Source organism: Acinetobacter lwoffii (assembly GCF_024129855.1).
Lineage (GTDB): Bacteria > Pseudomonadota > Gammaproteobacteria > Pseudomonadales > Moraxellaceae > Acinetobacter > Acinetobacter lwoffii_L.
Genome location: NZ_JAMXXC010000002.1, coordinates 264,370 through 289,378, shown reverse-complemented (window position 1 = coordinate 289,378; position 25,009 = coordinate 264,370). Strand labels below are relative to the sequence as shown.

The 25,009-nt window shown below is 44.8% G+C and carries 18 protein-coding genes; 12 read left to right on the top strand and 6 right to left on the bottom strand.

Annotation, left to right across the window (positions count from 1 at the left end):
- Positions 1 to 2: 2 nt before the first annotated feature.
- On the bottom strand, positions 3 to 611 hold the full coding sequence (locus tag NI465_RS03175; protein ID WP_253144277.1) for a DUF805 domain-containing protein: 609 nt from the start codon (positions 609 to 611) through the stop codon (positions 3 to 5).
- Positions 612 to 1,093: 482 nt separating this feature from the next.
- On the opposite strand from NI465_RS03175, the gene NI465_RS03170 reads away from it, so the two are divergent.
- The 3 genes from NI465_RS03170 to NI465_RS03160 all read left to right on the top strand — a co-directional run bounded on the left by NI465_RS03170 (position 1,094) and on the right by NI465_RS03160 (position 7,421).
- Positions 1,094 to 2,335: a carbohydrate porin gene (locus NI465_RS03170; RefSeq protein WP_253144275.1), complete on the top strand. Its 1,242-nt coding sequence runs from the start codon at positions 1,094 to 1,096 to the stop codon at positions 2,333 to 2,335.
- Between the two features lie 170 nt (positions 2,336 to 2,505).
- A complete protein-coding gene (locus NI465_RS03165) occupies positions 2,506 to 4,908 on the top strand; it encodes a glucose/quinate/shikimate family membrane-bound PQQ-dependent dehydrogenase (RefSeq protein WP_253144273.1) in 2,403 nt (800 codons plus the stop codon).
- Between the two features lie 392 nt (positions 4,909 to 5,300).
- Complete coding sequence (locus tag NI465_RS03160) at positions 5,301 to 7,421, top strand: TonB-dependent receptor (RefSeq protein ID WP_253144271.1); 2,121 nt, start codon at positions 5,301 to 5,303, stop codon at positions 7,419 to 7,421.
- A gap of 99 nt (positions 7,422 to 7,520) precedes the next feature.
- Here NI465_RS03160 and NI465_RS03155 read toward each other — a convergent pair whose 3' ends face one another.
- The 4 genes from NI465_RS03155 to NI465_RS03145 all read right to left on the bottom strand — a co-directional run bounded on the left by NI465_RS03155 (position 7,521) and on the right by NI465_RS03145 (position 12,334).
- Entirely contained in the window at positions 7,521 to 8,804 is a 1,284-nt protein-coding gene (locus NI465_RS03155; protein ID WP_004645882.1) for a ribonucleotide-diphosphate reductase subunit beta, read from the bottom strand.
- Between the two features lie 141 nt (positions 8,805 to 8,945).
- Positions 8,946 to 9,074, bottom strand: a complete 129-nt coding sequence (locus NI465_RS16690; RefSeq protein WP_005106195.1) for a hypothetical protein — start codon at positions 9,072 to 9,074, stop codon at positions 8,946 to 8,948.
- A 34-nt stretch (positions 9,075 to 9,108) separates the two neighbouring features.
- A complete protein-coding gene (locus NI465_RS03150; RefSeq protein ID WP_253144269.1) occupies positions 9,109 to 9,390 on the bottom strand; it encodes a hypothetical protein in 282 nt (93 codons plus the stop codon).
- 106 nt (positions 9,391 to 9,496) lie between these two features.
- Positions 9,497 to 12,334 (bottom strand): ribonucleoside-diphosphate reductase subunit alpha, encoded by a 2,838-nt coding sequence (locus NI465_RS03145; protein ID WP_253144266.1) that lies wholly within the window; start codon positions 12,332 to 12,334, stop codon positions 9,497 to 9,499.
- A 567-nt stretch (positions 12,335 to 12,901) separates the two neighbouring features.
- On the opposite strand from NI465_RS03145, the gene bfmR reads away from it, so the two are divergent.
- Both bfmR and bfmS read left to right on the top strand, forming a co-directional pair.
- Complete coding sequence (bfmR, locus tag NI465_RS03140; RefSeq protein WP_004280782.1) at positions 12,902 to 13,618, top strand: response regulator transcription factor BfmR; 717 nt, start codon at positions 12,902 to 12,904, stop codon at positions 13,616 to 13,618.
- 42 nt (positions 13,619 to 13,660) lie between these two features.
- Positions 13,661 to 15,334: a sensor histidine kinase BfmS gene (bfmS, locus tag NI465_RS03135; RefSeq protein WP_005104083.1), complete on the top strand. Its 1,674-nt coding sequence runs from the start codon at positions 13,661 to 13,663 to the stop codon at positions 15,332 to 15,334.
- Positions 15,335 to 15,403: 69 nt separating this feature from the next.
- Here bfmS and NI465_RS03130 read toward each other — a convergent pair whose 3' ends face one another.
- Positions 15,404 to 15,760, bottom strand: a complete 357-nt coding sequence (locus NI465_RS03130) for a hypothetical protein (RefSeq protein WP_005247904.1) — start codon at positions 15,758 to 15,760, stop codon at positions 15,404 to 15,406.
- Positions 15,761 to 16,333: 573 nt separating this feature from the next.
- On the opposite strand from NI465_RS03130, the gene ndhC reads away from it, so the two are divergent.
- The 7 genes from ndhC (at position 16,334) to nuoH (ending at position 25,007) form a co-directional block, all read left to right on the top strand.
- Positions 16,334 to 16,879, top strand: coding sequence for an NADH-quinone oxidoreductase subunit A (ndhC, locus tag NI465_RS03125; protein ID WP_004280779.1), 546 nt, complete (start codon positions 16,334 to 16,336; stop codon positions 16,877 to 16,879).
- A gap of 6 nt (positions 16,880 to 16,885) precedes the next feature.
- Positions 16,886 to 17,566: a NuoB/complex I 20 kDa subunit family protein gene (locus tag NI465_RS03120; protein WP_004280778.1), complete on the top strand. Its 681-nt coding sequence runs from the start codon at positions 16,886 to 16,888 to the stop codon at positions 17,564 to 17,566.
- A 91-nt stretch (positions 17,567 to 17,657) separates the two neighbouring features.
- Entirely contained in the window at positions 17,658 to 19,445 is a 1,788-nt protein-coding gene (gene nuoC / locus NI465_RS03115) for an NADH-quinone oxidoreductase subunit C/D (RefSeq protein WP_253144264.1), read from the top strand.
- A gap of 14 nt (positions 19,446 to 19,459) precedes the next feature.
- Complete coding sequence (gene nuoE / locus NI465_RS03110) at positions 19,460 to 19,969, top strand: NADH-quinone oxidoreductase subunit NuoE (RefSeq protein WP_004280775.1); 510 nt, start codon at positions 19,460 to 19,462, stop codon at positions 19,967 to 19,969.
- Positions 19,966 to 21,297 (top strand): NADH-quinone oxidoreductase subunit NuoF, encoded by a 1,332-nt coding sequence (gene nuoF, locus NI465_RS03105; protein WP_004280774.1) that lies wholly within the window; start codon positions 19,966 to 19,968, stop codon positions 21,295 to 21,297. The genes nuoE and nuoF overlap by 4 nt, the downstream gene beginning before the upstream one ends.
- Positions 21,298 to 21,308: 11 nt before the next feature.
- Positions 21,309 to 23,987 carry an NADH-quinone oxidoreductase subunit NuoG gene (nuoG, locus tag NI465_RS03100; RefSeq protein ID WP_180086397.1) on the top strand — a complete coding sequence of 893 codons (2,679 nt, stop codon included), beginning with the start codon at positions 21,309 to 21,311 and terminating at the stop codon, positions 23,985 to 23,987.
- 3 nt (positions 23,988 to 23,990) lie between these two features.
- Positions 23,991 to 25,007, top strand: a complete 1,017-nt coding sequence (gene nuoH / locus NI465_RS03095; protein ID WP_004280772.1) for an NADH-quinone oxidoreductase subunit NuoH — start codon at positions 23,991 to 23,993, stop codon at positions 25,005 to 25,007.
- The last annotated feature ends 2 nt before the right edge of the window (positions 25,008 to 25,009 follow it).

Sequence of the window (25,009 nt, the reverse complement as noted above, 5' to 3'; positions counted from 1 at the left end):
GATTATTTGGCAGGAGCACCATATTCATTGTTTTGTTGCTTGGTTTCCGTTACCCACCACCAGATCAGTACCAGTATGCCAATCACGGTAAGCGTCAGTAATTGCCACCAACCAGAGCGTCCTACATCATGCAAGCGACGCGCGCCAACGGCCAGACTTGGGACTAGAAGTGCCAGATTAAGCAGGCTATTCACCAGCGGTTTAGTGCCTAAAACTGTATCAATTACCTCAGCAACAATGCCTAAAATTACACAAAACAGCATAAAGAACCAAAATTCTTTACGGCGTGCACGGCCGGAAAAGTTTGCATAGTTGGTCAGACATTTTACAAACCAGTCAATGCTGCTGTAATTTTCCTCGGCTTGATCCAGATTTGAATATTTGCCAAGCTGACTGGAAATTTTTTCTCCCAGATAAATAGAACTGCCTGAGGTTAAATAAACCTCAGATGCTTCACCCGCGGTATTGACGATAAAATCGACCCGATCACCGCGTGAAGGTGGACGCTCACTACGCCAGTCTGCGCCATTAAAGCTATAGCGCTGATTATCATCCCCCGAGATAAAACCGGTATTGTGTTGAATAGAAAAATCAAGGATTGAACCTTTCATGCTTGTTCTCGTCTATTAAGCTAGATTATTGTTTTAAAGCGACGCAATTTCTTATCAGAATAACTTTAGCATAATCTAATTTTTAAAAGTTTATGGTGAAATGACAATAATTTTTTCATGTTTTTAAAAGCCTTATCGCAATAGTGATTCAGTATTCAATCAACAAAAAATGTAGCGTTGCATGATTTGAAATGAAGAAAATTAAATAGTAATGGAGCTGATTTATCTCTGAATCTTTTATAAGAAATTAAAGCTAAATCTATCTGATGAATATCAAATTTTTCTTTGGAACTATGGTTTGATGTTGTTAAATTTAATATGATGATAAACAGATACTTATAAATTTTAAATTTACAAAAAGCATATAATAATACTAATAAATATAACATTTTATTCATACTTTTTATCTATCAGTAACGATTTTTTAAAATCAACAGGCGTATAATAAAAAGCTTCATATTGTGATGAAGGTATCACATTCAATGTATCTCTCCCCATTATCGAAGGCCGTTTACCTTTGCTGTGCCTCTTTCATCTTAACCACGACCACTGTGCATGCTGAAGCTGCTTTCAGTTCGGAAAGCCCGTGGATGCTCGGTGACTGGAACGGGCAACGTACAGCACTCCAAAATCAGGGCTATGATTTCAGTTTTGGTTATACCGGTGAAATGGCAACCTTGATCGATGCGCAAAGATCTTCAAACCATAAAACTGAATATGCGGACCAGTTTGTTTTTGGGGCATATCTGGATCTGGCAAAAATTGCAGGCTGGCAAGACACCGAAGCACAAATAACAGTGACCCAGCGTAACGGTCAGTCACTGTCTCAAAGCGCTGCTGCTTTAAATGGCCATCTGAGTTCAGTGCAAGAAGTCTGGGGCCGTGGTCAAACCTGGCGCCTGACTGATTTATGGATCAAGAAAAAATTCCTGGAACAAAAACTGGATGTGAAAGTCGGACGCTTTGGTGAGGGTGAAGACTTCAATAGTTTTGACTGTGATTTCCAGAATCTGGCCCTATGCGGTTCACAAGTCGGGAACTGGGTTGGCGATCAGTGGTACAACTGGCCGGTAAGCCAATGGGCTGCACGGGTCAAATATAACCTTAACCCTGAATTTTATGCCCAAGTCGGTGCTTATGAATACAACCCTGAGAATCTGGAACGTGGTAAAGGATTTAACCTGAGTACGGATGGTTCCAAAGGGGCAATGCTTCCTGCAGAAGTGGTTTGGGCGCCTAAACTGGGTGAACAGAAACTACCGGGTGAATACCGTGCCGGTTATTACTACAGTACAGCAGAGGCTGAAGTCATTTCCAATCCAGATCAAACCGATCATCACCATGGGGGCTGGATTGTTGCCAAGCAACAATTGACTGCACATCACGGAGATACTTCGCGTGGTTTGACCGGCTTTGTGAATGCGACAGTGCATGACTCCAAAACCAATAATGTCAGTGATATGCAAAATATCGGGCTGGTTTATAAGGGTGCAATGGATTCACGCCCTCAAGATGAAATCGCATTTGGTATTGCACGCATCAACATGAATGACGATGTCAGTGCTGACCGTCATCAAGAAATCGATGCAGAAATTTATTATGGCTTACATGCCACTAATTGGCTCACCATTCGCCCGAATGTGCAATATGTGCGTCACGTCGGTGCATATAAAGATGGTGAAAATGTCTGGGTGGGCGGAATCAAGTTTAATACGTCATTTTAAAATATAGTTTTTAGTTGCAAATACACTATTGAATCTCTAGGTGCTTTGTTGCAGTAATGGGCAATGCCTGCTTAAGACATTGATGTATTTATAACTCAGAATTTAACAATAAGGGTGCTCATGCCTGTCATGTGCATGGACTTTCAAAAAAACTTTTATAGGTGTTCAATATGAATACTTCATCATCAGGTTCGGTACTGAAAACGTTTTTAGCGGTCATTGCCGCTGTTTTCGGTATAGGACTGCTGATTGGAGGGATTTATCTTGCAGTGCTGGGTGGGTCTTGGTACTACATCATTGCAGGTATTCTCTTTATTGCGACCGCAGTTCTCTTGTATAAACGAAAAAGTGCTGCACTCCTTGTTTATGCCATATTCGTTTTGGCGACAGTGGTGTGGGGGCTGTGGGAAGTCGGTTCAGATTTCTTTGCACTTGCGCCGCGTTTAGATATTCTAGGTCTATTCGGTTTAGCGCTGCTGATTCCGGCTGCCACACGTGGCTTTGATCATGCTAAAACCGCGAAAATTGTCTTGGGTGGTTCACTGGCCATTACCATCGCTGTCATGATTTATGCTGTATTTAATGACCCGCAAGAAATTCGCGGTGAATTAAAATCGCAGCAGCCTGCAGCCCACCAGCCAATCCCTGGTGTGGCAGATGAAGACTGGCCTGCTTATGGCCGTACCCAGTCCGGGTTACGGTATTCACCCTTAAAGCAGATTAATACTGAAAATGTCAAAGATTTACAGGTAGCTTGGGAATATCACACGGGCGAATTCAAGACTGAAAATGACTCGGGTGAAACCACCAATCAGGTTACTCCAATAAAGGTGGGTGACAACATGTACATCTGTACCACTCACCAGAAATTGACTGCGCTTGATCCGGCAACTGGTAAGGCGAAATGGACTTATGATCCAAAACTGAAAGCCGATCATACCTATCAGCATTTAACCTGCCGTGGTGTATCTTATTATGATGTCAACAATACGGCTGGTTTTGAAAGCAGTCTCGCTGCGAAGAAAACCACATCGGCTGAATGTCCGCAAAAAGTCATTTTACCGGTCAATGATGGGCGTCTGGTTGCGGTAAATGCAACCACCGGTAAAGTCTGTTCTGACTTTGGTAAAAATGGCGAAGTCGATCTGCAAAAAGATATGCCATTCCCATATCCGGGCGGTTATATTCCAACCTCACCGCCTGTAGTCACCGGTACCACCATTATTATTGCGGGTTCAACTACCGATAACTATTCAACTGAAGAGCCGTCAGGTGTGATCCGTGGTTATGATGTCAATACGGGTGAATTGCTTTGGGTATTTGACACAGGCGCTGAAGATCCGAATTTGATTCCTGCACCGGGTCAAAAATTTGTACACAACTCTCCAAATGCTTGGGCACCTTTGGCCTATGATGCAGAGCTGGATATCGTCTACGTACCAACGGGTGTCGGTACACCGGATATTTACGGTGGTCACCGGACTGAACTGGACGAGCGTTATGCCAACTCGATGCTGGCCCTGAATGCGACGACTGGTAAGCTGGTATGGAACTTCCAGACTACCCATCATGATTTGTGGGATATGGACGTACCTTCACAGCCGACATTGACCGAGATTAAAGACAAAAACGGCAATATGGTTCCAGCCATTTATGTCTTGACCAAAACCGGTAATGCTTTTGTGCTGGATCGTCGTAATGGTAAAGCGATTGTGCCGATTACCGAGAAACCGGTACCACAATCTGTGAAGCGTGGACCTCAAACCAAAGGCGAGTTCTATTCTAAAACTCAACCGTTCTCTGACTTTAATCTGGCGCCACAAGATAAATTGACCGATAAACAGATGTGGGGTGCGACCATGTTTGACCAGTTGGTCTGCCGTGTTGCTTTCCACAAACTGAATTACGATGGCATTTATACCCCACCTTCTGAAAATGGGACGCTGGTCTTCCCGGGTAACCTAGGTGTGTTTGAATGGGGCGGTATGTCGGTGAATCCGGACCGTCAAATTGCATTAACCAACCCGATTGGCCTGCCATTTGTATCAAAACTGATTCCTCAAGATCCGAACCGTCCTAAGACGGCTAAAGGTGCAGGTACAGAAGCCGGCGTTCAACCGATGTATGGTGTGCCTTATGGCGTTGAAATCAGTGCGTTCCTGTCTCCATTCGGTCTACCGTGTAAACAGCCATCATGGGGCTTTGTTGCAGGTGTGGACTTAAATACTCATGAAGTGGCATGGAAACGCCGCATCGGTACCATTCGTGACAGTATGCCGGGCATTCCATTGCCGCCATTCAAAATGGGTGTGCCGATGTTGGGTGGTCCTATTTCAACTGCGGGCAACGTGATGTTTGTGGGCGGAACTCAAGATAACTACATTCGCGCCATCAATGTGAACAACGGTGATGAGTTGTGGAAAGGCCGTCTACCTGCAGGTGGTCAGGCTACACCAATGACCTATGAAGCCAATGGCAAGCAGTATGTGGTCATTATGGCAGGTGGTCATGGTTCCTTTGGGACTAAAATGGGCGACTCTCTGGTGGCTTATGCCTTGCCAGATAATAAATAGTTGAACTTTTAATTCAGTATAAAAAAGCCTGATTCGTCAGGCTTTTTTATACGCTATTGTTGAATGCCTACATCGAGTTTTAAGGACACAGAGAAATGATGTTGATTTGTTGCTGAAAGCTCAATTTCATTCAGATCGCATTAAAATAATATGCTTTGTATATGGCTGATTTTAAGCGAAATTCAGATAAAGGATTAATTAAGTCTAAATTTATCGAACACAGAATTTTTAAGCTCAAAATATTCCTATTCATTGAGCGAACTATATGTCATCGAATTAGCATACTTATTTGGTATCGATGCTTAAAACAAAATGAGTTGAATCATGAGATGTACGCCATCTCGATAAGGTATTTGCCGCATTAAACCACTTTCAAATAAGGCCTGTCATTTATGTACCAAAGCCCGAAATTTCCATTCGTGAGATCGACCTTGTCCTGCCTGATTGCTTGCGCAGGTCAGAACATTTATGCAGAAAATGATACACAAGAAGTCCAAAGGTTAGACACGATTGTCATTCAAGCGACCCGTACAGATCGGGAGCGATTGACCACACCGGCGTCAGTGTATTATCTGAATCAAGAACAAGATAACAGCATGAATGTGAATCTTTCGGAAACATTAAAAGGCGTTCCGGGATTACAGTTAAACAATCGTGAAAACTATGCCCAAGACCTACAAATTTCGATGCGAGGCTTTGGGGCACGTTCCAGTTTTGGTGTGCGTGGTGTGCGTTTATATGTAGATGGAATCCCTGCAACAATGCCGGATGGACAGGGGCAAACCTCGAATATTGACTTGAATAGTCTGGGCCATATTGAAGTATTGGGTGGTGGATTTTCATCACTGTATGGCAACTCTTCCGGAGGAACGATTTTAACCACCACAAGGGAAGGGCAAGGCGCTGACTCAATTGAACTGGGGCATTCTGCAGGGAGCCAGAACAAAGGGCAGACCAAGCTGGTTTTGCAAGGCGGTTCAGAGAATGCTTCAGAGCCAAGCTATGTCATTAGCTCCTCTTATTTTGATACCAATGGTTACCGTGACCACAGCAGTGCACATAAAGTTCTGCATAATGCCAAGCTGACTTGGGATCTGGAAGATGGTTCTAAAATCAACTGGATGAATAACTACGTTAAAATTGCAGCGGATGATCCGGGCGGTTTAACCCGAGAACAGTGGAAGGTCAATCCCCGACAGGTCGCGACCAACGTCCTTCTTTATAATGCACGTAAAGAAATTGAGCAGTTGCAAACAGGTTTGACCTGGAATAAACCGATCAATGACCAGCATGAACTGTATGGCATGGCCTACTGGGGACAGCGCGCAGTCACGCAATATCAATCGATTCCTCGTACAGCACAAGGTGGAGTTAATCATGTGGGTGGCGTGATTGATTTTGACCGTAATTTTTATGGGGCAGATTTACGCTGGACAGGCAAAGAAGTTTTACCAAATTTAAAACTGATTGCTGGTGTTGCGATTGATGCGATGACCGAAGACCGTAAAGGCTATCAAAACTTTTTAGGTGATCGCTTGGGGGTTAAAGGTGAACTGCGTCGAGATGAAGATAATACCCTATGGAATTTAGATCCGTATTTGCAAGCTTCTTATCACTTTGCTCCCGATTGGACTTTAGATGCAGGGCTACGTTATAGCAATGTACATTTCAAGTCTACAGACAAGTTTCTGGCGAATGGCGATAATTCAGGTAAAACCGATTATCATAAATTCTTGCCTTCAGCTGCGTTAAGCTGGCAGATTTTACCTGAGCTGATGACTTATGTCAGTTATGCACAAGGCTTTGAAACGCCGACCTTTACTGAAATGTCTTATCCTGCAAATACTGCAGAAAACCGCAGCTTTAGTTTAAAAGCCGCTGAAAGTGAAACTTATGAAATTGGCTTAAAGTCTGCCAATATTTTAGGTGATTTCACTGTTGCTATTTTCCACACCCAAACTGAGAATGATATTGTCTCTGCAGAAAATGATAATGGGCGATCGACCTTCCGTAATGCCGATAAAACTTTAAGAGAAGGTGTTGAACTCTCCTGGAGCAAAAACCTTTGGCGTGATCTCACTGCTCAAGCCAGCTATAGCTATATAGATGCTACTTTTGATGCTGAAATTCCCGCAATCGGTACGGTTACCGCTATTGCAGCCGGGAACTATATTCCGGGGATTGCCAAAAATCAGGCATTTTTAAGTCTGGGCTGGAAGCCTGAAAATGGCTTACATGCAGGACTCGATGTGCGTTACTCCGATAAGATTTATGTGAACGACTTAAATTCTGATACTGCACCAAGCTACACAGTCGCTGGTGCCAATGTAGGTTATCACTGGAAAATGCAAGATTGGGCGGTGAATACTTTTGCGCGTGTCGATAACCTGTTTGATAAAGATTATTCTGGTTCGGTGATTGTTAATGAAAGTAGTAGACCAGAAGGACGTTATTATGAGCCGGCAGAAGGGCGGAACTGGAGTGCTGGTCTGAGTGTGACAAAAGAATTTTAATTGTTATGTGATGTAAAAAAACCGCCAGTATTGGCGGTTTTTTATGACAAACTATGAGTCGTAAATGACAACTTATGTGTCGCGTGACGGTAAAAAACCTTACCAGCTTAACGCACCGCCAGTTTGGTAATCTGTTACACGCGTCTCGAAGAAATTCTTCTCTTTACGCAAGTCCATCATTTCTGACATCCACTGGAACGGGTTGTTCACACCAGCAAACTGTTCAGGCAAGCCTAACTGCGCCAGACGACGGTTAGCAATGAACTTCAGGTATTCTTCCATCATGCCCGCATTCATGCCAAGTACGCCGCGTGGCATCGTGTCACGTGCGTATTCGATTTCCAGCATGGTGCCTTCAAGAATCATCTGAATGATTTCTTCTTGGAATTCAGTCGTCCATAAACCCGGGTTTTCGATCTTGATCTGGTTGATCATATCGATACCAAAGTTTAGGTGCATCGACTCATCACGCAGGATGTACTGGAATTGCTCGGCCACACCATTCATCTTGTTACGACGGCCCATCGACAGGATCTGGCTGAAACCGCAGTAGAAGAAGATACCTTCAAGTACACAATAGAATGCGATCAGGTTGCGAAGCAGAATCTGGTCGTTTTCAGGTGTACCGGTTTTGAAAGTAGGATCACTTAAAGACTGAGTATATTTCAGGCCCCACGCTGCTTTACGTGCCACTGACGGTACTTCGCGGTACATGTTGAAGACTTCGCCTTCATCCATACCTAAAGATTCGATACAGTACTGGTAAGCGTGTGTGTGAATCGCTTCTTCAAACGCTTGACGCAAGATGTACTGACGGCATTCAGGGTTGGTAATATGACGGTAAATCGCCAGTACCAGATTGTTTGCAACCAGTGAATCGGCAGTTGAGAAGAAACCGAGTGAACGCATCACGATTGTACGTTCATCTTCAGTCAAGCCATTTTCAGACTTCCACAGCGCGATGTCGTGGTTCATGTTGACTTCTTGCGGCATCCAGTGGTTTGCACATCCGTCCAGATACTTCTGCCAAGCCCATTCGTATTTGAATGGAACAAGCTGGTTCAAGTCAGCACGACAGTTGATCATTGCCTTGTCGTCAACCTGTACACGCTGTGCACCCATTTCAAGCTCTTCAAGGCCTGGAGCAACATCAAGCTGCTCTAGGGAAGCAGATGCTCTTGCCAGCGAATCGGTTGGATTTGATCCTCGGTTTTGAGTGGCTCTAAGGGGTTGTGCAGCTGCCACATCCGGCGATGCGTTGCCTGCATCAGATACCATCTGTGAATTAGTCGCTTTTTGCGGCTCGACGGGCGCAGGCTGCTGTTCAGGTGCAGCCGGTTTTTGCGAATCATCTTCGAAATCGTCCCAACTTAGGATAGACATATCAATTCTCTCTACGTTGCTTTATATCTTTTATGAGACATTCAGCTTGGCTGAGATGTCTTACTATACGCTTAATTTGTGTAAGCAAAATTAAGTTTTGTTGATGAATGCTCTAGTTTTATACAGGAGCAATAATCCCCACTACTTATTTTGCTTACGCTGCTGGCGAACTTTGAACCAGAAGTAAGCAATGGGTAAATAAAAGGTAATACCAAAGGAAATCAGCAATGCCGCAAGTCCTAACATGTAGTTATGAGTCATTGGAGGCATGATGGTGATTTCCTTTATTTTTATAGTTAGCCTATCAAATGATAGGCTGACTCAAATGAATAAAATATAGTGCGAACTTTGCTGCAAAATAAGGTATAGCTAGCACTATAGATAATTCCCAACTCTTTTTAAGAAGTCTTAAAAACTCTGTGAACATATAAGTGAGACAATTAAGCAAGCTATAGATGATTGGCAAATCTCTAAATCGCCAAAACCAAATAGCCGTAATCGCTACACTTACAAATCTTTGAAGAGACTTACGCTCTTCTCTGGTTAAATCAATTTTTCGACCAAAGATATCTTTTCTTTTTTTCATAATTCTTCCTTTCAGAAAAATTACGCTATACGTAGCCTAACGTTTAGAGAATTTCCAGAGAGGCCACGTGAGTAGCCTAATTTCTGAGTTCGATACCTTTAGTTAATTATTGACAAGCTTCACAATCAGGATTGTCAATTGAACATGCCATTGGCACTGGCGCCGCTTGAGCAAAACCTTCTTCCTCTGCAGGAGCTTCAGGTTTTTGCGCTTCAACCACCGGAGCTACTGCCGCAACAGGAGCCGCAACAGTTGCAGGTTTAACTGCATTCAATGCGCCAGTGTTAATGGTTGATTTCTCAGCAGAAGTCGCACCCAATGCACGAAGGTAATAAGTCGTTTTAAGGCCACGTAACCAGGCCATCTTGTAGGTGATGTCCAGTTTCTTACCGTTTGCACCAGCGATGTAAAGGTTCAGAGACTGCGCCTGGTCGATCCATTTTTGACGACGTGATGCAGCATCCACGATCCAGCGAGTTTCAACTTCAAACGCAGTCGCGAAGATCGCTTTAAGCTCTTCAGGAATACGGGAAATCTTCTGAACAGAACCTTCGAAGTGTTTCAGGTCATTGACCATTACCGCATCCCAAAGACCACGTTCTTTCAACGCACGTACCAGGTATGGGTTAATCACGGTGAATTCACCAGACAAGTTAGATTTCACATATAAGTTCTGGAATGTAGGCTCAATAGATTGAGACACGCCACAAATGTTTGAAATCGTAGCAGTCGGAGCAATTGCCATCACATTCGAGTTACGCATACCGTCTTTTTGAACTTTGGCACGTAAAGTATCCCAGTCCAGACGTTGAGTGCGGTCGACTTCGAACATGCGTTCTGGACGAGTTTTCGCAACCAGATCAAGCGAGTCGATTGGCAGGATACCTTGATCCCACAATGAACCTTTGAATGTTTCGTATGTACCACGTTCAACAGCCAAATCGCTAGATGTTGAAATCGCGTAGTACGAAATCACTTCCATCGATTCATCAGCAAACTCAACCGCAGCATCAGAACCATAAGCCAGGTTCATCTCATACAGTGCATCCTGGAAGCCCATGATACCCATACCAACCGGACGGTGTTTCAGGTTCGAGTTACGCGCTTGCGGAACAGCGTAGTAGTTGATGTCAATCACGTTATCGAGCATACGAACCGCAGTTTTAACTGTACGTGCCAGTTTTTCACGATCAAGAACACCACCTTGAACGTGTTGTACCAGGTTAATCGAACCCAGGTTACATACCGCGATTTCTTCTTTGCTGGTGTTCAGCGTAATTTCTGTACATAAGTTAGAAGAGTGAACTACACCTACGTGTTGTTGTGGTGAACGCAGGTTACATACGTCTTTGAATGTGATCCACGGGTGACCAGTTTCAAACAGCATAGACAGCATTTTGCGCCACAAATCTTTTGCACGGATTTTCTTGTGCAACATGTTTGTTTCTTTGGCAATCGCTTCGTAGTGCGCATAACGCTCAGCGAATTCTGCACCGGTCAAATCATGCAGATCAGGCGTTTCAGAAGGTGTGAATAAAGTCCATTCTGCATCTTCGAATACACGTTGCATGAACAGGTCAGGAACCCAGTTCGCAGTGTTCATGTCATGGGTACGACGACGGTCATCACCAGTGTTCTTACGCAGTTCAAGGAATTCTTCGATGTCCAGGTGCCAGGTTTCTAAGTATGCACATACTGCACCTTTACGCTTGCCGCCCTGGTTAACCGCAACAGCCGTATCATTCGCTACTTTCAGGAACGGAACAACACCTTGAGATTTACCGTTAGTGCCTTTGATGTATGAGTTCAAGGCACGAACTGGCGTCCAGTCATTACCTAAACCGCCTGCCCATTTAGACAGCATTGCGTTATCACGCATCGCGCCATAAATGTCATACAGGTCATCATCAATCGTGGTCAAGTAGCAGCTAGACAATTGTGGACGAAGCGTACCTGAGTTAAATAGGGTAGGCGTCGAAGCCATGTAGTCGAAGCTAGACAATAAGTTATAGAACTCAATCGCGCGATCTTCACGGTTTTCTTCATTGAGCGACAAGCCCATAGAAACACGCATAAAGAACAATTGCGGAAGTTCGAAACGTACGCCATCCGAATGGATGAAGTAACGGTCAAATAAAGTTTGAAGACCCAGGTAAGTAAACTGATTCGAGCGTTCCGGTTGAATCGCAGCAGCCAATTTCGCAAGGTCAAAGTTCAGCAATTCTGGAGAAAGCAGCTCAAGCTCAATCCCTTTTTTCAGGTAAGTTTCCAGCGCATCGCCTTCAACTGTATCTACAGGTAGACCCAGGAATTTCAAACCAGTCGCAACCAGGTCATCACGCAATAAACGTGCAGTCACATATGTATAGTTAGGCTCTTGCTCAATACGGGTACGGGTCGCCATCATCATCGTGGTTGAGATGTCCGACTCTTTTACGCCGTTGTACAAGTTTTTCACGGTCTCATCGACAATGGCTTGTACATCAATGCCTTCAAGGCCTTCTGCTGCTTTAGTAACATGCGCAGTTAAAGCACTTAAATCTAGTGGCTTGAGTTTGCCTTCAGCATCAGTAATTTGCAGGGTCGGGTGATGATGTGCGCCCAACTGTTTACGTGCTTCAGAACGTTGTTCACGGTAAATGACATAAGAGCGTGCAACTTTTTGTTCGCCCGTACGCATTAGCGCAAGTTCAACTTGGTCTTGAATTTCTTCAATATGAATCGTTCCGCCAGAAGGTAAACGACGTTTAAAGGTATTTAATACCATTTCCGTCAGTTGCTCGATACGATCATGGATCCGGCTCGAGTCAGCGCTTTGTTGGCCTTCAACCGCCAAAAACGCTTTACCAATTGCGACAGAAATTTTTTCTGCATCAAAAGCGGCAACATCACCGGTGCGTTTAATCACCTGAAGTTGACCAGGAGTTGAAGTGATTACGCTCATGTTAGCATAGCTCCATTGTCATCTATTTTTATGTTTATGGACCGTTTGAACTGGGCAAAATTCATGCCACAGTGTTTGAGGAATAAACACAAGACCTAGTGGTTTTAAAATTAATTGAACACAAGATACGGGAAAATTTAGGGTAGATCAATATTGACATTTAGCTAAATATTTTTCTTAAGTTGTGCTTTAATCCTTGTAAAAATATCGCTATTTTTATTGATTTTTGTATAAGCCTTATCAGGCAAGGCATAGCATAACAAAGTCAAAAGAAAGTGCTTATAGATAACACTGTGGATAACTAAAAAGTGCTGAATCAAGCAGTCATATTTTGTCCATGTAATAGTTGTGTAAATCGCAAATCAGATCTAAGCCACTGTTTCAAGCATAATTGTCCAAAAAATGCACGATAAAATATTACAAAATGCTATCTTGATGTATCAGTTTGGTGAACGCTATCTTGTTTACAATGTAAACGTGTGTATATTGCAAGCATATTAAAAACGTATCTATTGGATTTCAAAAGGATACGCCTATAGCGTAGATCCACCAAATAAGGGGCAATACATGAGCCAAGAAGAAAAGTTACCCAAGATTTTAATTGTTGAAGATGACGAGCGTCTTGCTCGTTTAACGCAAGAATACCTCATCCGTAACGGACTTGAGGTGGGGGTAGAGCCGGATGGTAACCGTGCCATTCGTCGGATTATTGCCGAGCAGCCAGATATGGTGGTGCTGGATGTAATGTTACCAGGTGCTGATGGCTTGACCATTTGCCGTGAAGTGCGTCCACATTATCATCAGCCGATTTTGATGTTGACTGCGCGTACTGAAGACATGGATCAGGTTTTAGGTCTGGAAATGGGTGCAGATGACTATGTCGCTAAGCCTGTTCAGCCGCGTGTATTGCTGGCACGTATTCGTGCATTATTGCGCCGTACTGACAAGGTGCCTGAAGATGAAGTGGCACAGCGCATCGAATTTGATGATCTGGTCATCGACAACGGCGGTCGTTCAGTGACCTTAAATGGCGATCTGGTTGATTTTACCAGTGCAGAATATGACCTGTTATGGTTGCTTGCATCGAATGCTGGCCGTATTCTCTCTCGCGAAGATATTTTCGAGCGTTTACGTGGTATCGAATATGATGGCCAAGACCGTTCAATCGATGTGCGTATTTCTCGTATCCGTCCAAAAATCGGTGACGATCCAGAAAATCCGAAGCGTATTAAAACAGTACGTAGTAAGGGTTATCTTTTTGTTAAAGAGACCAATGGTCTTTAAGCAAATGTGGTTTGTTGCTTGAACAAGCAGGATAAATTATAGGTGTTTAAACACAGTATATTTTTGCGTATATACGCAGGACTCGTCATTCTTGTCGTCTTGGTGGCGGTGTTCGGCTATTTGTTGGTACAGATTATCAACTATCAGCGTGCGCAAGAATATCGCGAATCCCTGACTGATGGTATGGCATATATCATCAGTGAGGGGGTTGCACGCCAGCCAAATCTCCAGCAAAAAATGGATTGGGTTTCTGATGCCTCCGATTTGCTGGAATTGCCCATTCACTATGTAGAAGCCAGCAAGGTCGACATTACCCGTGCTGAAGGGCGCCGTATTGCCGAACGAAAAGCGGTGGTGCGTTGGGACGCTGAATCGGGTATTGCCTATATTGTAGTTGGGCTGCGCGATGACCCGGGTCATTACCTTTATATTAAGGCCGACAGTATTACTGAGCGCCAGATGAAGGCCTTACCAGTCTTTATCCTGGACTATCTGGTCTACTATCCAGGTCAGGAAAAAGAATATCTGGCTCGTATTCAGGATTATTTTTCTTATCCGGTTTCTATCGAAAATGTCCAGAATCTACCTTTAGACTCCGAGCAAATCGGACGTCTGCGTCTGGATCACAGCATCATTTTATACCGCGACAATGCCTCTATTCGTGGTACCACAATTTCAATTATTTCACCGATTCCTGGTTCGACCTCGCAAGTATTGGTCATGGGGCCGGTACCCTTGTTTAACTGGATGCCATTCCAGTTGGCGACCGGTATTACCTTATTAAGCCTTTTTGTGTTGAGTCTGGGTGTTTATGGTCTTCTGGTTCCGATGCAGCGTAAGTTGCGTGAAGTCAGCTATGCCTTAAACAAAATGAAATCGGGTAATATGTCATTGCGTCTTCCTGTGGAAGGCAGTGACGAGATGTCTACACTGGCGTCTAGCTATAACAATATGTCAGATCATATCCAGCGTTTGATCGAAGCGCAGCGTGAGTTGATGCGTGCGGTGTCGCATGAGTTGCGTACACCGGTGGCACGAATCCGCTTTGGTGTGGAAATGATGGCGGATGAAGATGACTACGATTATCGTCTGCAACAGGTGGAACAGATTGATAAAGATATTGAAGCGCTGAATACCTTGATTGATGAGATCATGACCTATGCCAAACTGGAACAGGGCATGCCGTCGATTGAGTTTGAGCAAATCGATCTATATGACGTACTGAATCAGGTGGCACAAGAAACTGAAGCGCTGAAAACTCAGAAAATCATCGAATTACATCCAATGCCTGTTGCGGTCACAGTAGAGGCGGAGCGTCGTTATCTGCATCGTGTAATTCAGAATCTGGTCGGCAATGCTGTACGTTATTGCGATAATAAAATCTTGATTAGCGGCGGTCTGGATCAGGATGGTCAGGCCTATGTTTGCGTTGAAGATGACGGGCCGGGGATTCCAGAAATAGATCGTGCCCGCATTTTTGAAGCCTTTGCCCGACTGGATGATAGCCGTACCCGTGCGTCGGGTGGTTATGGTTTAGGTTTGTCGATTGTCAGCCGGATTGCGTACTGGTTTGGTGGCACGATTCAGGTGGATCAAAGTCCGACGCTGGGTGGTGCGCGTTTTACCATGACCTGGCCGGCACAACGTTATGTCAAGAAGAGTAAGCGCAAGATGCTAGAAAAAAAGCCTGAGGAAGCGAGCGATCATTTAGCTTGATATTGTGTGAATGATTTTAGTCATAAAAAAAACGATGCATCGGCATCGTTTTTTTATTGGGAGCGATTTTTATTCCTGAATGGTCGCATCAGGTTCAATGAGTGATTTACCCTCTTTTAAGCTTTGTAGCGCTTCAGGGTTAAAGTCGATCAACAGTTTGGTATTTTTCGCATCGACATTATAGCGCTGAATCAGTTTCTGGTCGCCTGATAACGTTTCGACTTTATATTCGTCAGCGATATTCATAATGCCATCCAAATTGATGCTGGAAGAAGCGTGGTCCTCTTGAAAAAGTGCATGGATATCGCGTAAGTCAAAAGCTGCCTGGCTTATGTTAGGATTTTTCTGGATGTAATTTTCTATATGTCGAACCAGTAATTGAGCAAATAAAAAATAATTAGGCCGATGAGAGAAGCGTAGAGACATGCAAGGACTCCTTATTGTTACTTTATTAATGTCATGATGTGATTTAGAAATAGAAATAACATATTCTGAATCAGTCCGTTGAGCATGTTGCAAAAAGACACAATTGTGAATCTAAGATTAGCAAGCGGCTGCAGGGGGTAAATCAACCGTTAAGTTTGAAAAATCACATTAAATATCAAGTTAAATCAAATGGTTTGGACTGAAAAATAGTTGTTAAAATAAGTTTTTATCCGATTTAACTTGGATTCAATCGTGAAAAGGACTATATCTAAATGGGTGGGCGAGAAAAGCAGCTCATCGATCAGTCTATTTTCTGGTAGCGCTATTTACAAAAAAAATTAATAGATAATTAAAATTTAATTTAGGAAAACGATTAAAACGAATTCTGAATGATTAAAGTCAAATTAAATGCTGAAATGTCTAAAAAATCATCCCAAAGACTAAGGCTTATAAACTAGCAAGTGAAATCCAAAATCAGGTACAATTGGCGGGATTAATTTTGTGTTTGGTGTATTTGAAGGCCAATACATACATTCTTTGTTAACAAATAGGCCTGCCAGGAGTTATCCCCGCATGAGTGCTATTACTCCATACGAATGGGCAATTATTGCCTTCGTGATCGGCGTTACATTTTTATGCGTCTTTATGCTGACTGTCCCATTACTCCTCGGGGGTAAATCATGGGGCCGTGCCAAGCAGGAGCAGTTTGAGTCAGGTGTAGTTAGCGCAGGTGGAGCTCGTATCCGCTTGTCTGCAAAGTTCTATTTAGTTGCAATTTTCTTTGTGGTGTTTGATTTAGAAGCACTTTATCTATATGCATGGGCAGTTTCTGTTCGTGAGGTAGGTTGGATTGGTTTTGCAACTGCAGCTATCTTTATCATAGTTTTACTTGTTGGTTTGATTTACGAATTATCGACAGGCGCACTCAATTGGGCACCTTCAGACAGACGTAAGGCAGCAGGAATTAAAGCTAAGATTGGTTCGCCAAATATGGATCTTGCAGAAATTACGCGCTTCAACTCGATTGAAGAATTGGTGATGGATCCAACGGGTCAAATCCCGGCTCAATCATCTGGTTTTGTGAAAAAGTCACAAACTCAATTATCTGATAAGGAGTAAGACGGGATGAAATATACATTAACCCGTGCGAATCCGAATGCTGACCAATATCCACTTCAGGAACGTATTGTTGTAGAAGATCCGTTGCTAGAAGAAGAAGTGAATAAAAATGTATTCATGACTCGCTTAGAGGATGTGGTACATACAGCAGTCAACTGGGGTCGTAAAAACTCAGTTTGGCCATTTAACTTTGGTACATCTTGCTGCTACGTAGAATATGCAACGACCTTGACCGGCGTGCATGACTTGTCACGTTTTGGTGCCGAGGTTATCCGTGCTTCACCGCGTCAGGCGGACTTAATGATTGTAGCGGGTACTTGCTTCGTAAAAATGGCGCCAGTAATTCAGCGTCTGTACGAACAGATGCTTGAACCAAAATGGGTCATTTCAATGGGTGCATGTGCCAACTCAGGTGGTATGTACGATATTTATTCAGTCGTACAAGGTGTGGATAAAATCATCCCGGTCGATGTGTATATTCCAGGTTGCCCACCACGTCCTGAAGCTTTGATTCAGGCATTGATGCTGTTGCAAGACCAGATTCAACTAGAGCGTCGTCCGCTTTCTGCGGTGATCGGTGATGATCTTAAGCCAGTGTATAAGCCAAAGATGATGCCGGAACGTGACCGTAAGAAAGACCAGCGTGTTGCTGTGAAGAACTTACGCTCTATGGATGAAATTAAATAATTTAAACGACAGGTTGTTTTGTTGTGCACCCGCTATGGGTGTAATTGTCGTTTAGATTGACTGAATTTGTATTAAATAGGAAGCCAAGCCAATGGCTGAAACTGACATTGCTATGCCAGAATCAACGCCTGTTGATTCACGCCCAGCATTTGCCATCATTGAAGAACTCAAAACCAAATTTGGTGAGAACTTCTTTGTGCAAACGACTTTCGAGGATTTCCCGACAGTCTGGGTTGAGCGCGCACGTGTACAAGAAGTTTTAATGTTCTTGCGTACAGTGTCACGTCCTTACGTGATGTTGTTCGACCTGTCAGCGGTAGATGAGCGTCTGCGTACGCACCGCGACGGTTTACCTGCGTCTGACTTCACCGTGTTCTATCACCTGTTGTCGCTCGAGCGTAATACTGACATTCGTATTAAAGTTGCCTTAGCTGAAAGCGATTTGAATCTTCCGACGGCAACCAATATTTGGCCAAATGCCAATTGGTACGAACGTGAAGCTTACGATATGTTCGGGATCAATTTCGATGGGCATCCAATGCTCCGTCGTATCTTGTTGCCAACCTATTGGGAAGGTCATCCGCTACGTAAAGAATATTCTGCGCGTGCGACTGAATATACGCCGTATTTGCAAGATAAAGCCAAACAGGACTACGAACAGGAACATCTTCGTTTCGTCCCTGAAGATTGGGGTATGAAGCGCGGCAATGCCGATGAAGACTTCATGTTCCTGAACTTGGGTCCGAACCATCCATCTGCGCACGGTGCGTTCCGTGTGATCTTGCAGCTGGACGGTGAAGAAGTGAAAGACTGTGTGCCTGACATCGGTTATCACCACCGTGGTGTGGAAAAGATGGCTGAACGTCAAACCTGGCATTCATTCATTCCGTATACAGACCGTGTCGACTACCTCGGTGGTTGTGCGCAAAACATGCCTTACGTGCTTGGCGTAGAGCAAATGGCGGGTATTACTGTACCTGACCGTGCGCAATGTATCCGCGTGATGATGTCTGAACTGTTCCGTATCAATAACCACTTGCTGTTCATTGGTACTGCGATTCAGGATGCCGGCGGTATGACGCCAGTCTTCTACATGTTTGCTGACCGTCAGAAAATCTATGACGCAATTGAAGCGATCACCGGTTACCGTATGCATCCGGCATGGTTCCGTATCGGTGGTACTGCACACGACCTTCCAAACAACTGGCAGCACCTGATTCGTGAAATCCTGGACTGGATGCCAAAACGTTTGAAGGAATACCATACTGCGGCGCTGAAAAACTCGGTGTTTGTGGGTCGTACCCGTAATGTTGCGCAATACGATGCAAAATCTGCATTGGCTTGGGGTGTAACAGGTACAGGTCTACGCGCTACAGGTATCGACTTTGACGTACGTAAATACCGTCCATATAGCGGTTATGAAAATTACGACTTCGAAGTGCCGGTTGAGTACGAAGGCGATGCCTATGCACGTGTCATCGTTCACTACCGTGAAATCGAAGAATCACTGAAAATTATCAAACAATGTTTAGATAATATGCCGTCTGGTGCGTACAAAGCAGACCATCCACTGGCTGTTCCACCACCAAAAGACAAGACATTACAAGATATTGAAACCTTGATTACGCACTTCCTGAGTGTATCTTGGGGTCCTGTAATGCCGGCGGGTGAAGCATCTGTGATGGCGGAAGTGGTGAAAGGCGCGTCGAACTACTACTTGACTTCAGACAAGTCAACCATGAGTTACCGTACCCGTATCCGTACACCAACCTTCACGCATTTACAGCAAATGCCTTCTGTGATTAACGGCAGCTTAATGTCTGACTTAATCATTTATTTAGCGACCATTGACGTCGTAATGGCTGACGTGGATCGCTAAGGGGTAAACGCATTATGATGATTTTGACTGATAAAAAGCCACGTGTGAATGTTGAAGGAATTTTGACTGCTGACGAAATTCACGATATCGAACATCACATGGGGCACTACCCATACCCACGTGCAGCGTGTCTAGATGCGCTAAAGTGTGTACAACGCCGTAATGGCTGGGTAGATGATGCGCAAATGAATGCCATCGCACAAATGCTGAGCATGAGCGTTGCAGACCTTGAAGGTGTGGCAACGTTCTATAACCGTATTTACCGTCAGCCGGTCGGTCGTCACGTAATTTTGTTATGTGATTCGATTGCGTGTTTCTTGATGGGTGCGGAAACTTTGGCAGAAGCATTCCAGCGCGAATTAGGAATCCAATTTGGTCAAACGACTGCAGATGGTCGTTTCACTTTGCTGCCAATTTGCTGCCTGGGCAACTGTGACAAAGGTCCAACCTTAATGATTGATGAAGACACGCACGGTCTGGTTGAAGTGACTTCGGTGAAACAGCTGTTGGAGAAGTATGTATGAATACTGAACCAAAACCAATTTATGGCGACGGTAACCCGGAAACGCATCCATTAACATGGCGTTTAAGCAAACAAGCCAACGTGCGTAATGCAGATGATTACGAAGCGCTGGAAGGTTATGCAGGCTTTAAAAAAGCACTGACCATGTCGCCTAAAGATGTATTGGAAGTGGTTAAGGCAGCGACTGTTAAAGGTCGTGGTGGTGCAGGCTTCCCGGCAGGCATTAAATGGTCACTCATGGCGCCAAACGACAACTCAGGTCCACGTTACCTGATTTGTAATGCCGATGAGATGGAACCAGGTACCTTTAAAGACCGTTTGTTGATGGAAGATCTTCCGCATCAATTGATCGAAGGCATGCTGATTGCAGGCTATACGCTTGAAGCAACACACGGTTATATCTTTATCCGTGGCGAGTACATTGAAGCTGCTCAGTACTTAAATGAAGCACTTGAGCAAGTTCGTGCCAAAGGTTACTTAGGGGATAACATCCTTGGTACAGGCTGGAACTTCGAGTTACACGTGCATACCGGTGCGGGTCGTTATATCTGCGGTGAAGAAACTGCATTGATTAACTCGCTAGAAGGTCGCCGTGCCAACCCGCGTACTAAACCGCCATTCCCGCAAGTTGCAGGTGCTTGGGGTCGTCCTACGATTGTCAACAACGTAGAGACCTACAACAACTTACCAGCCATCATGCTGCGTGGTCCTGAATGGTATATCAACTTGTCTGCGGGTAAGTCGAAAGATCCAGGCACCAAGATTTATGGTGCATCAGGTAAGGTAAAATTCCCGGGTCTATGGGAGCTTCCATTTGGTACGACAGCACGTGAAGTGATTGAAGACCATGCGGGTGGTATGCGTGACGGCTTAAAACTGAAAGCATGGTTACCGGGTGGTGCATCGACTGACTTCCTGGCTGCCGAGCATATTGATCTTCCTATGGATGCGGAAAGCATCATGAAAGCAGGTTCGCGTTTAGGGACTTGTTTGTTGATGGTGGTAGATGAAACCCAATGTATGGTTTCAGCGACACGTAACCTCGAAGAATTCTTTGCACGCGAATCATGTGGTTTCTGTACGCCTTGCCGTGATGGCTTACCTTGGGCTGTGAAAGCGCTGAAAGCACTGGAAGATGGCACAGGTAAGAAAGAAGATATCGATCACTTACAAGAACTGACTCGTAAGCTTTGGATTGGTAAAACTTTCTGTGCCCACGCACCGGGTGCAATGGAGCCGCTTATGGGCGCACTCAAATATTTCCGTGGCGAATTTGAAGCGAAGGTTGTGAATGCCGCCGCTCAAACCAGCAACGTAGAACAAGCTTAAGGAATTCGACTATGGCTACAATTCATGTCGATGGCAAATCGTATGAAGTCAACGGCTCGGAAAACTTGCTACAAGCATGTTTGAGTCTTGGCATTGATATCCCATACTTTTGTTGGCATCCATCCTTAGGTTCTGTCGGTTCTTGCCGTCAATGTGCCGTGACCCAGTACGCGAATCCAGAAGATACGCGTGGCCGTTTGGTCATGTCATGTATGACGCCAGCATCTGACAATACCTACATCTCGATTGAAGACAAAGAAGCCAAAGATTTCCGTGCTTCGATTGTTGAATTCTTGATGACCAACCATCCGCACGACTGTCCAGTCTGTGAAGAAGGGGGTCACTGTCATTTACAAGATATGACTGTAATGACGCAGCATGACCGTCGTCGCTACCGTTTCACGAAGCGTACCCATTACAACCAGGAGCTTGGCTCATTCATTTCTCACGAAATGAACCGTTGTATCGCGTGTTACCGTTGTGTGCGTTATTACAAAGACTACGCAGGTGGTACGGACTTCGGCGTGTATGCCAATGCATCACGTGTGTACTTCGGTCGTCCTGAATCAGGTACTTTAGAGTCTGAATTCTCGGGCAACCTGACTGAAGTATGTCCAACAGGTGTATTCACCGACAAAACTCATTCGGCTCGCTACAACCGTAAATGGGACATGCAGTATGCGCCAAGCGTATGCCAAGGCTGTTCTTCAGGTTGTAACATCTCTCCGGGTGAGCGTTATGGCGAACTTCGCCGCGTAGAAAACCGTTATAATGGTGAAGTAAACCAATACTTCCTATGCGACAAAGGCCGTTTCGGTACAGGTTATGTGAACCGTGAAGACCGTCCGCGTCAACCACAATTCCGTCAAGGTGCAACTGTTGAAACTGTTTCAGTGGATGCAGCACTAGACACGGTCATTGCAAATATCCAGGGCAAAAAAGTATTGGGTATTGGTTCACCGCGTGCATCACTTGAATCAAACTTCGCACTTCGTGAGTTGGTGGGTCAAGAGAACTTCTCAACAGGTCTATCTCAAAAAGAGCAAAACCTGGTTGAACTTGCAGCTTCAATCATGCAAACCGAGGGTGTTTACAACCCGAACATGCGTGAAATTGAAAGCTACGATGCAGTGCTGATCTTAGGTGAAGACCTGACCCAAACTGCGCCTCGTATGGCTTTATCTGTTCGCCAGGCTGCGAAAAATAAAGGCAAAGAGATGGCGGCAGAGCGCCGTACCCAAGAATGGTTGGCTGAACCGGTGCAACGTATTGCCCAAGATGCCAAATCTCCGATTTACATCCTGGCTGCGACACAAACCCGTTTGTCTGATGTTGCTGAAGGTGAAGTGGTTGCTTCTCCAAACGATATCGCGCGTTTAGGTTTTGCAGTTGCTGCAGCAGTTGCGGGTGAAACGATTCTTGGTTTAGATGACGATGCCAAAGCATTTGCACAAACCATTGCGGACACTTTAAAAGCTGCGAAGAAACCACTGATCATCTCGGGTACAAGCTTGCAAGATCCTGCCATTATGGAAGCTGCTGCACAAGTTGCACAGAATCTGGGTAATGCAGGTCTGACTTTGACGGTTCCTGAAGTGAACTCGATGGGTATGGCAATCTTTGGTGGTCAAAGCCTAGAGCAAGCATTTGCACAAGATTACGATACTGTGATTGTGGTTGAAAACGACCTTTACCGTCGTCTTCCTGCTGCACAGGTCGATGCTGCACTTGCAGGTAAAGATGTGATCGTACTGGATCACTCTGAAACTGCAACAGTGAAAAAAGCCGACATCGTACTTTCTGCTGCATCGTTTGCTGAAGGTGATGGTACTGTCGTTTCTCAAGAAGGCCGTGCACAACGTTTCTACCAAGTGTATGACCCAAGCTACTACAATCCTGAATTGGCGATCAAGGAATCTTGGCGCTGGTTACACGCTCTGGAAACAGGCGTAAAAGGCAAAGCGATTTCTTGGACTTTACTGGATGATGTGATCGAGTCAGTGGCGAAAAACGTTCCTGCGCTTGAAGGCATTCTGGATGTTGCACCTGATGCGGGCTTCCGTGTTCATGGCTTGAAAGTGGCACGTGAACCACGTCGTTACTCAGGTCGTACTTCAATGCGTTCGCCATTGTCTGTACATGAGCCGAAACAGCCTACAGATAAAGACTCCGCATTAACATTCTCGATGGAAGGTTATGTCGGAGACCAGACTCCATCTCCACTGGTTCCATTTGCATGGTCTGCAGGCTGGAACTCGCCACAAGCTTGGAACAAGTTCCAGGAAACTGTGGGTGGTTCACTGAAAGGTGGTGATTCAGGCGTTCGTTTATTCGACCGTTTGGCAAAACGTCCGGCACGTACATTCGTTGCACCGGCACCTGTTCTGGTCAATGCTGAAAGCTTCCGTCTAGTACCGATGCACCATATTTTTGGTTCAGGTGAATTTACCATCAAAACACCAGCGATGGAAACACGTATTCCTGAAGCGGTATTTGCAGTGGGTGAGCAGGATGCAGCGCGCCTGAATGTTCAAGATGGTCAGACAATCACGGTGAAAGCAGGTGAGACGTCAATCGTTCTTCCAGTTCAAGTGATTGAATATTTACCGACAGGTTATATTGGCTACCCAATCGGTCTGGCACCGACGGTATCTCTTGCAGAGCCTGTTTCAGTCGCGGTAGGAGTGTAATTCATGGAACAAGAATTAATCCGTCAAACGCCGTTGTGGGCTGAAAACTGGCCAATTGCCTATTCAGTCATTCAAGCGATTGTGATCTTGCTGGTTGTAGTACTGATCGCTGCGTTGATGTCTTTTATTGAACGTCGTTTACTCGGCTTGTGGCAAGACCGTTATGGTCCGAACCGTGTTGGTCCGGGCGGTATGTTCCAGATTGTTGCCGACATGCTGAAAATCATGTTCAAGGAAGACTGGACACCTAAGTTTGCTGACAAATTGACGTTCCGTATGGCGCCAGCAGTTGCGATGGCAACTGCGGTGCTGTCGTTCATGGTTATTCCTGTATCACCTTATTTAGGTGTAGCAGACATGAACATCGGCCTGTTGTTCTTTATGGCAATGGCGGGTATTGCAGTTTATGCAGTCCTGTTCGGTGGCTGGTCATCAAACAACAAATATGCCTTACTGGGCGGTTTACGTTCTGCGGCTCAGACCATTTCTTATGAAGTGTTCTTGGGTATCTCGTTGATGGGTGTGGTGGCAATTGCCGGCTCATTCAACATGCGTGAAATCGTTGAAGCGCAAAAAGATGTTTGGTTTGTAATTCCCCAGTTCCTGGGTTTCTTGATCTTCGTGGTTGCGGGTGTTGCGGTAACGCATCGTCATCCATTTGACCAACCAGAAGCAGAACAGGAACTGGCAGAAGGTTACCATGTTGAATACGGCGGTATGAAGTGGGGGATGTTCTTCGTTGCGGAATACGTCAACGTGGTACTGATCTCTGCATTGATCGTGACGTTATTCTTCGGTGGCTGGCTTGCGCCATTCAACCTTGATATTCCGTTCCTTCCAGCAGCATTCTGGTTCATTATCAAAACAGCATTCTTTGTAATGATGTTTGTACTGGCGCGTGGTTCATTAATGCGTCCACGTTATGACCAGGTGATGAACTTTGGTTGGAAAATTTGCTTGCCATTGGCGTTGGTTAACCTTTTGGTGACTGGTGCTGTGATTCTGATGAATCAGGCCTAAGA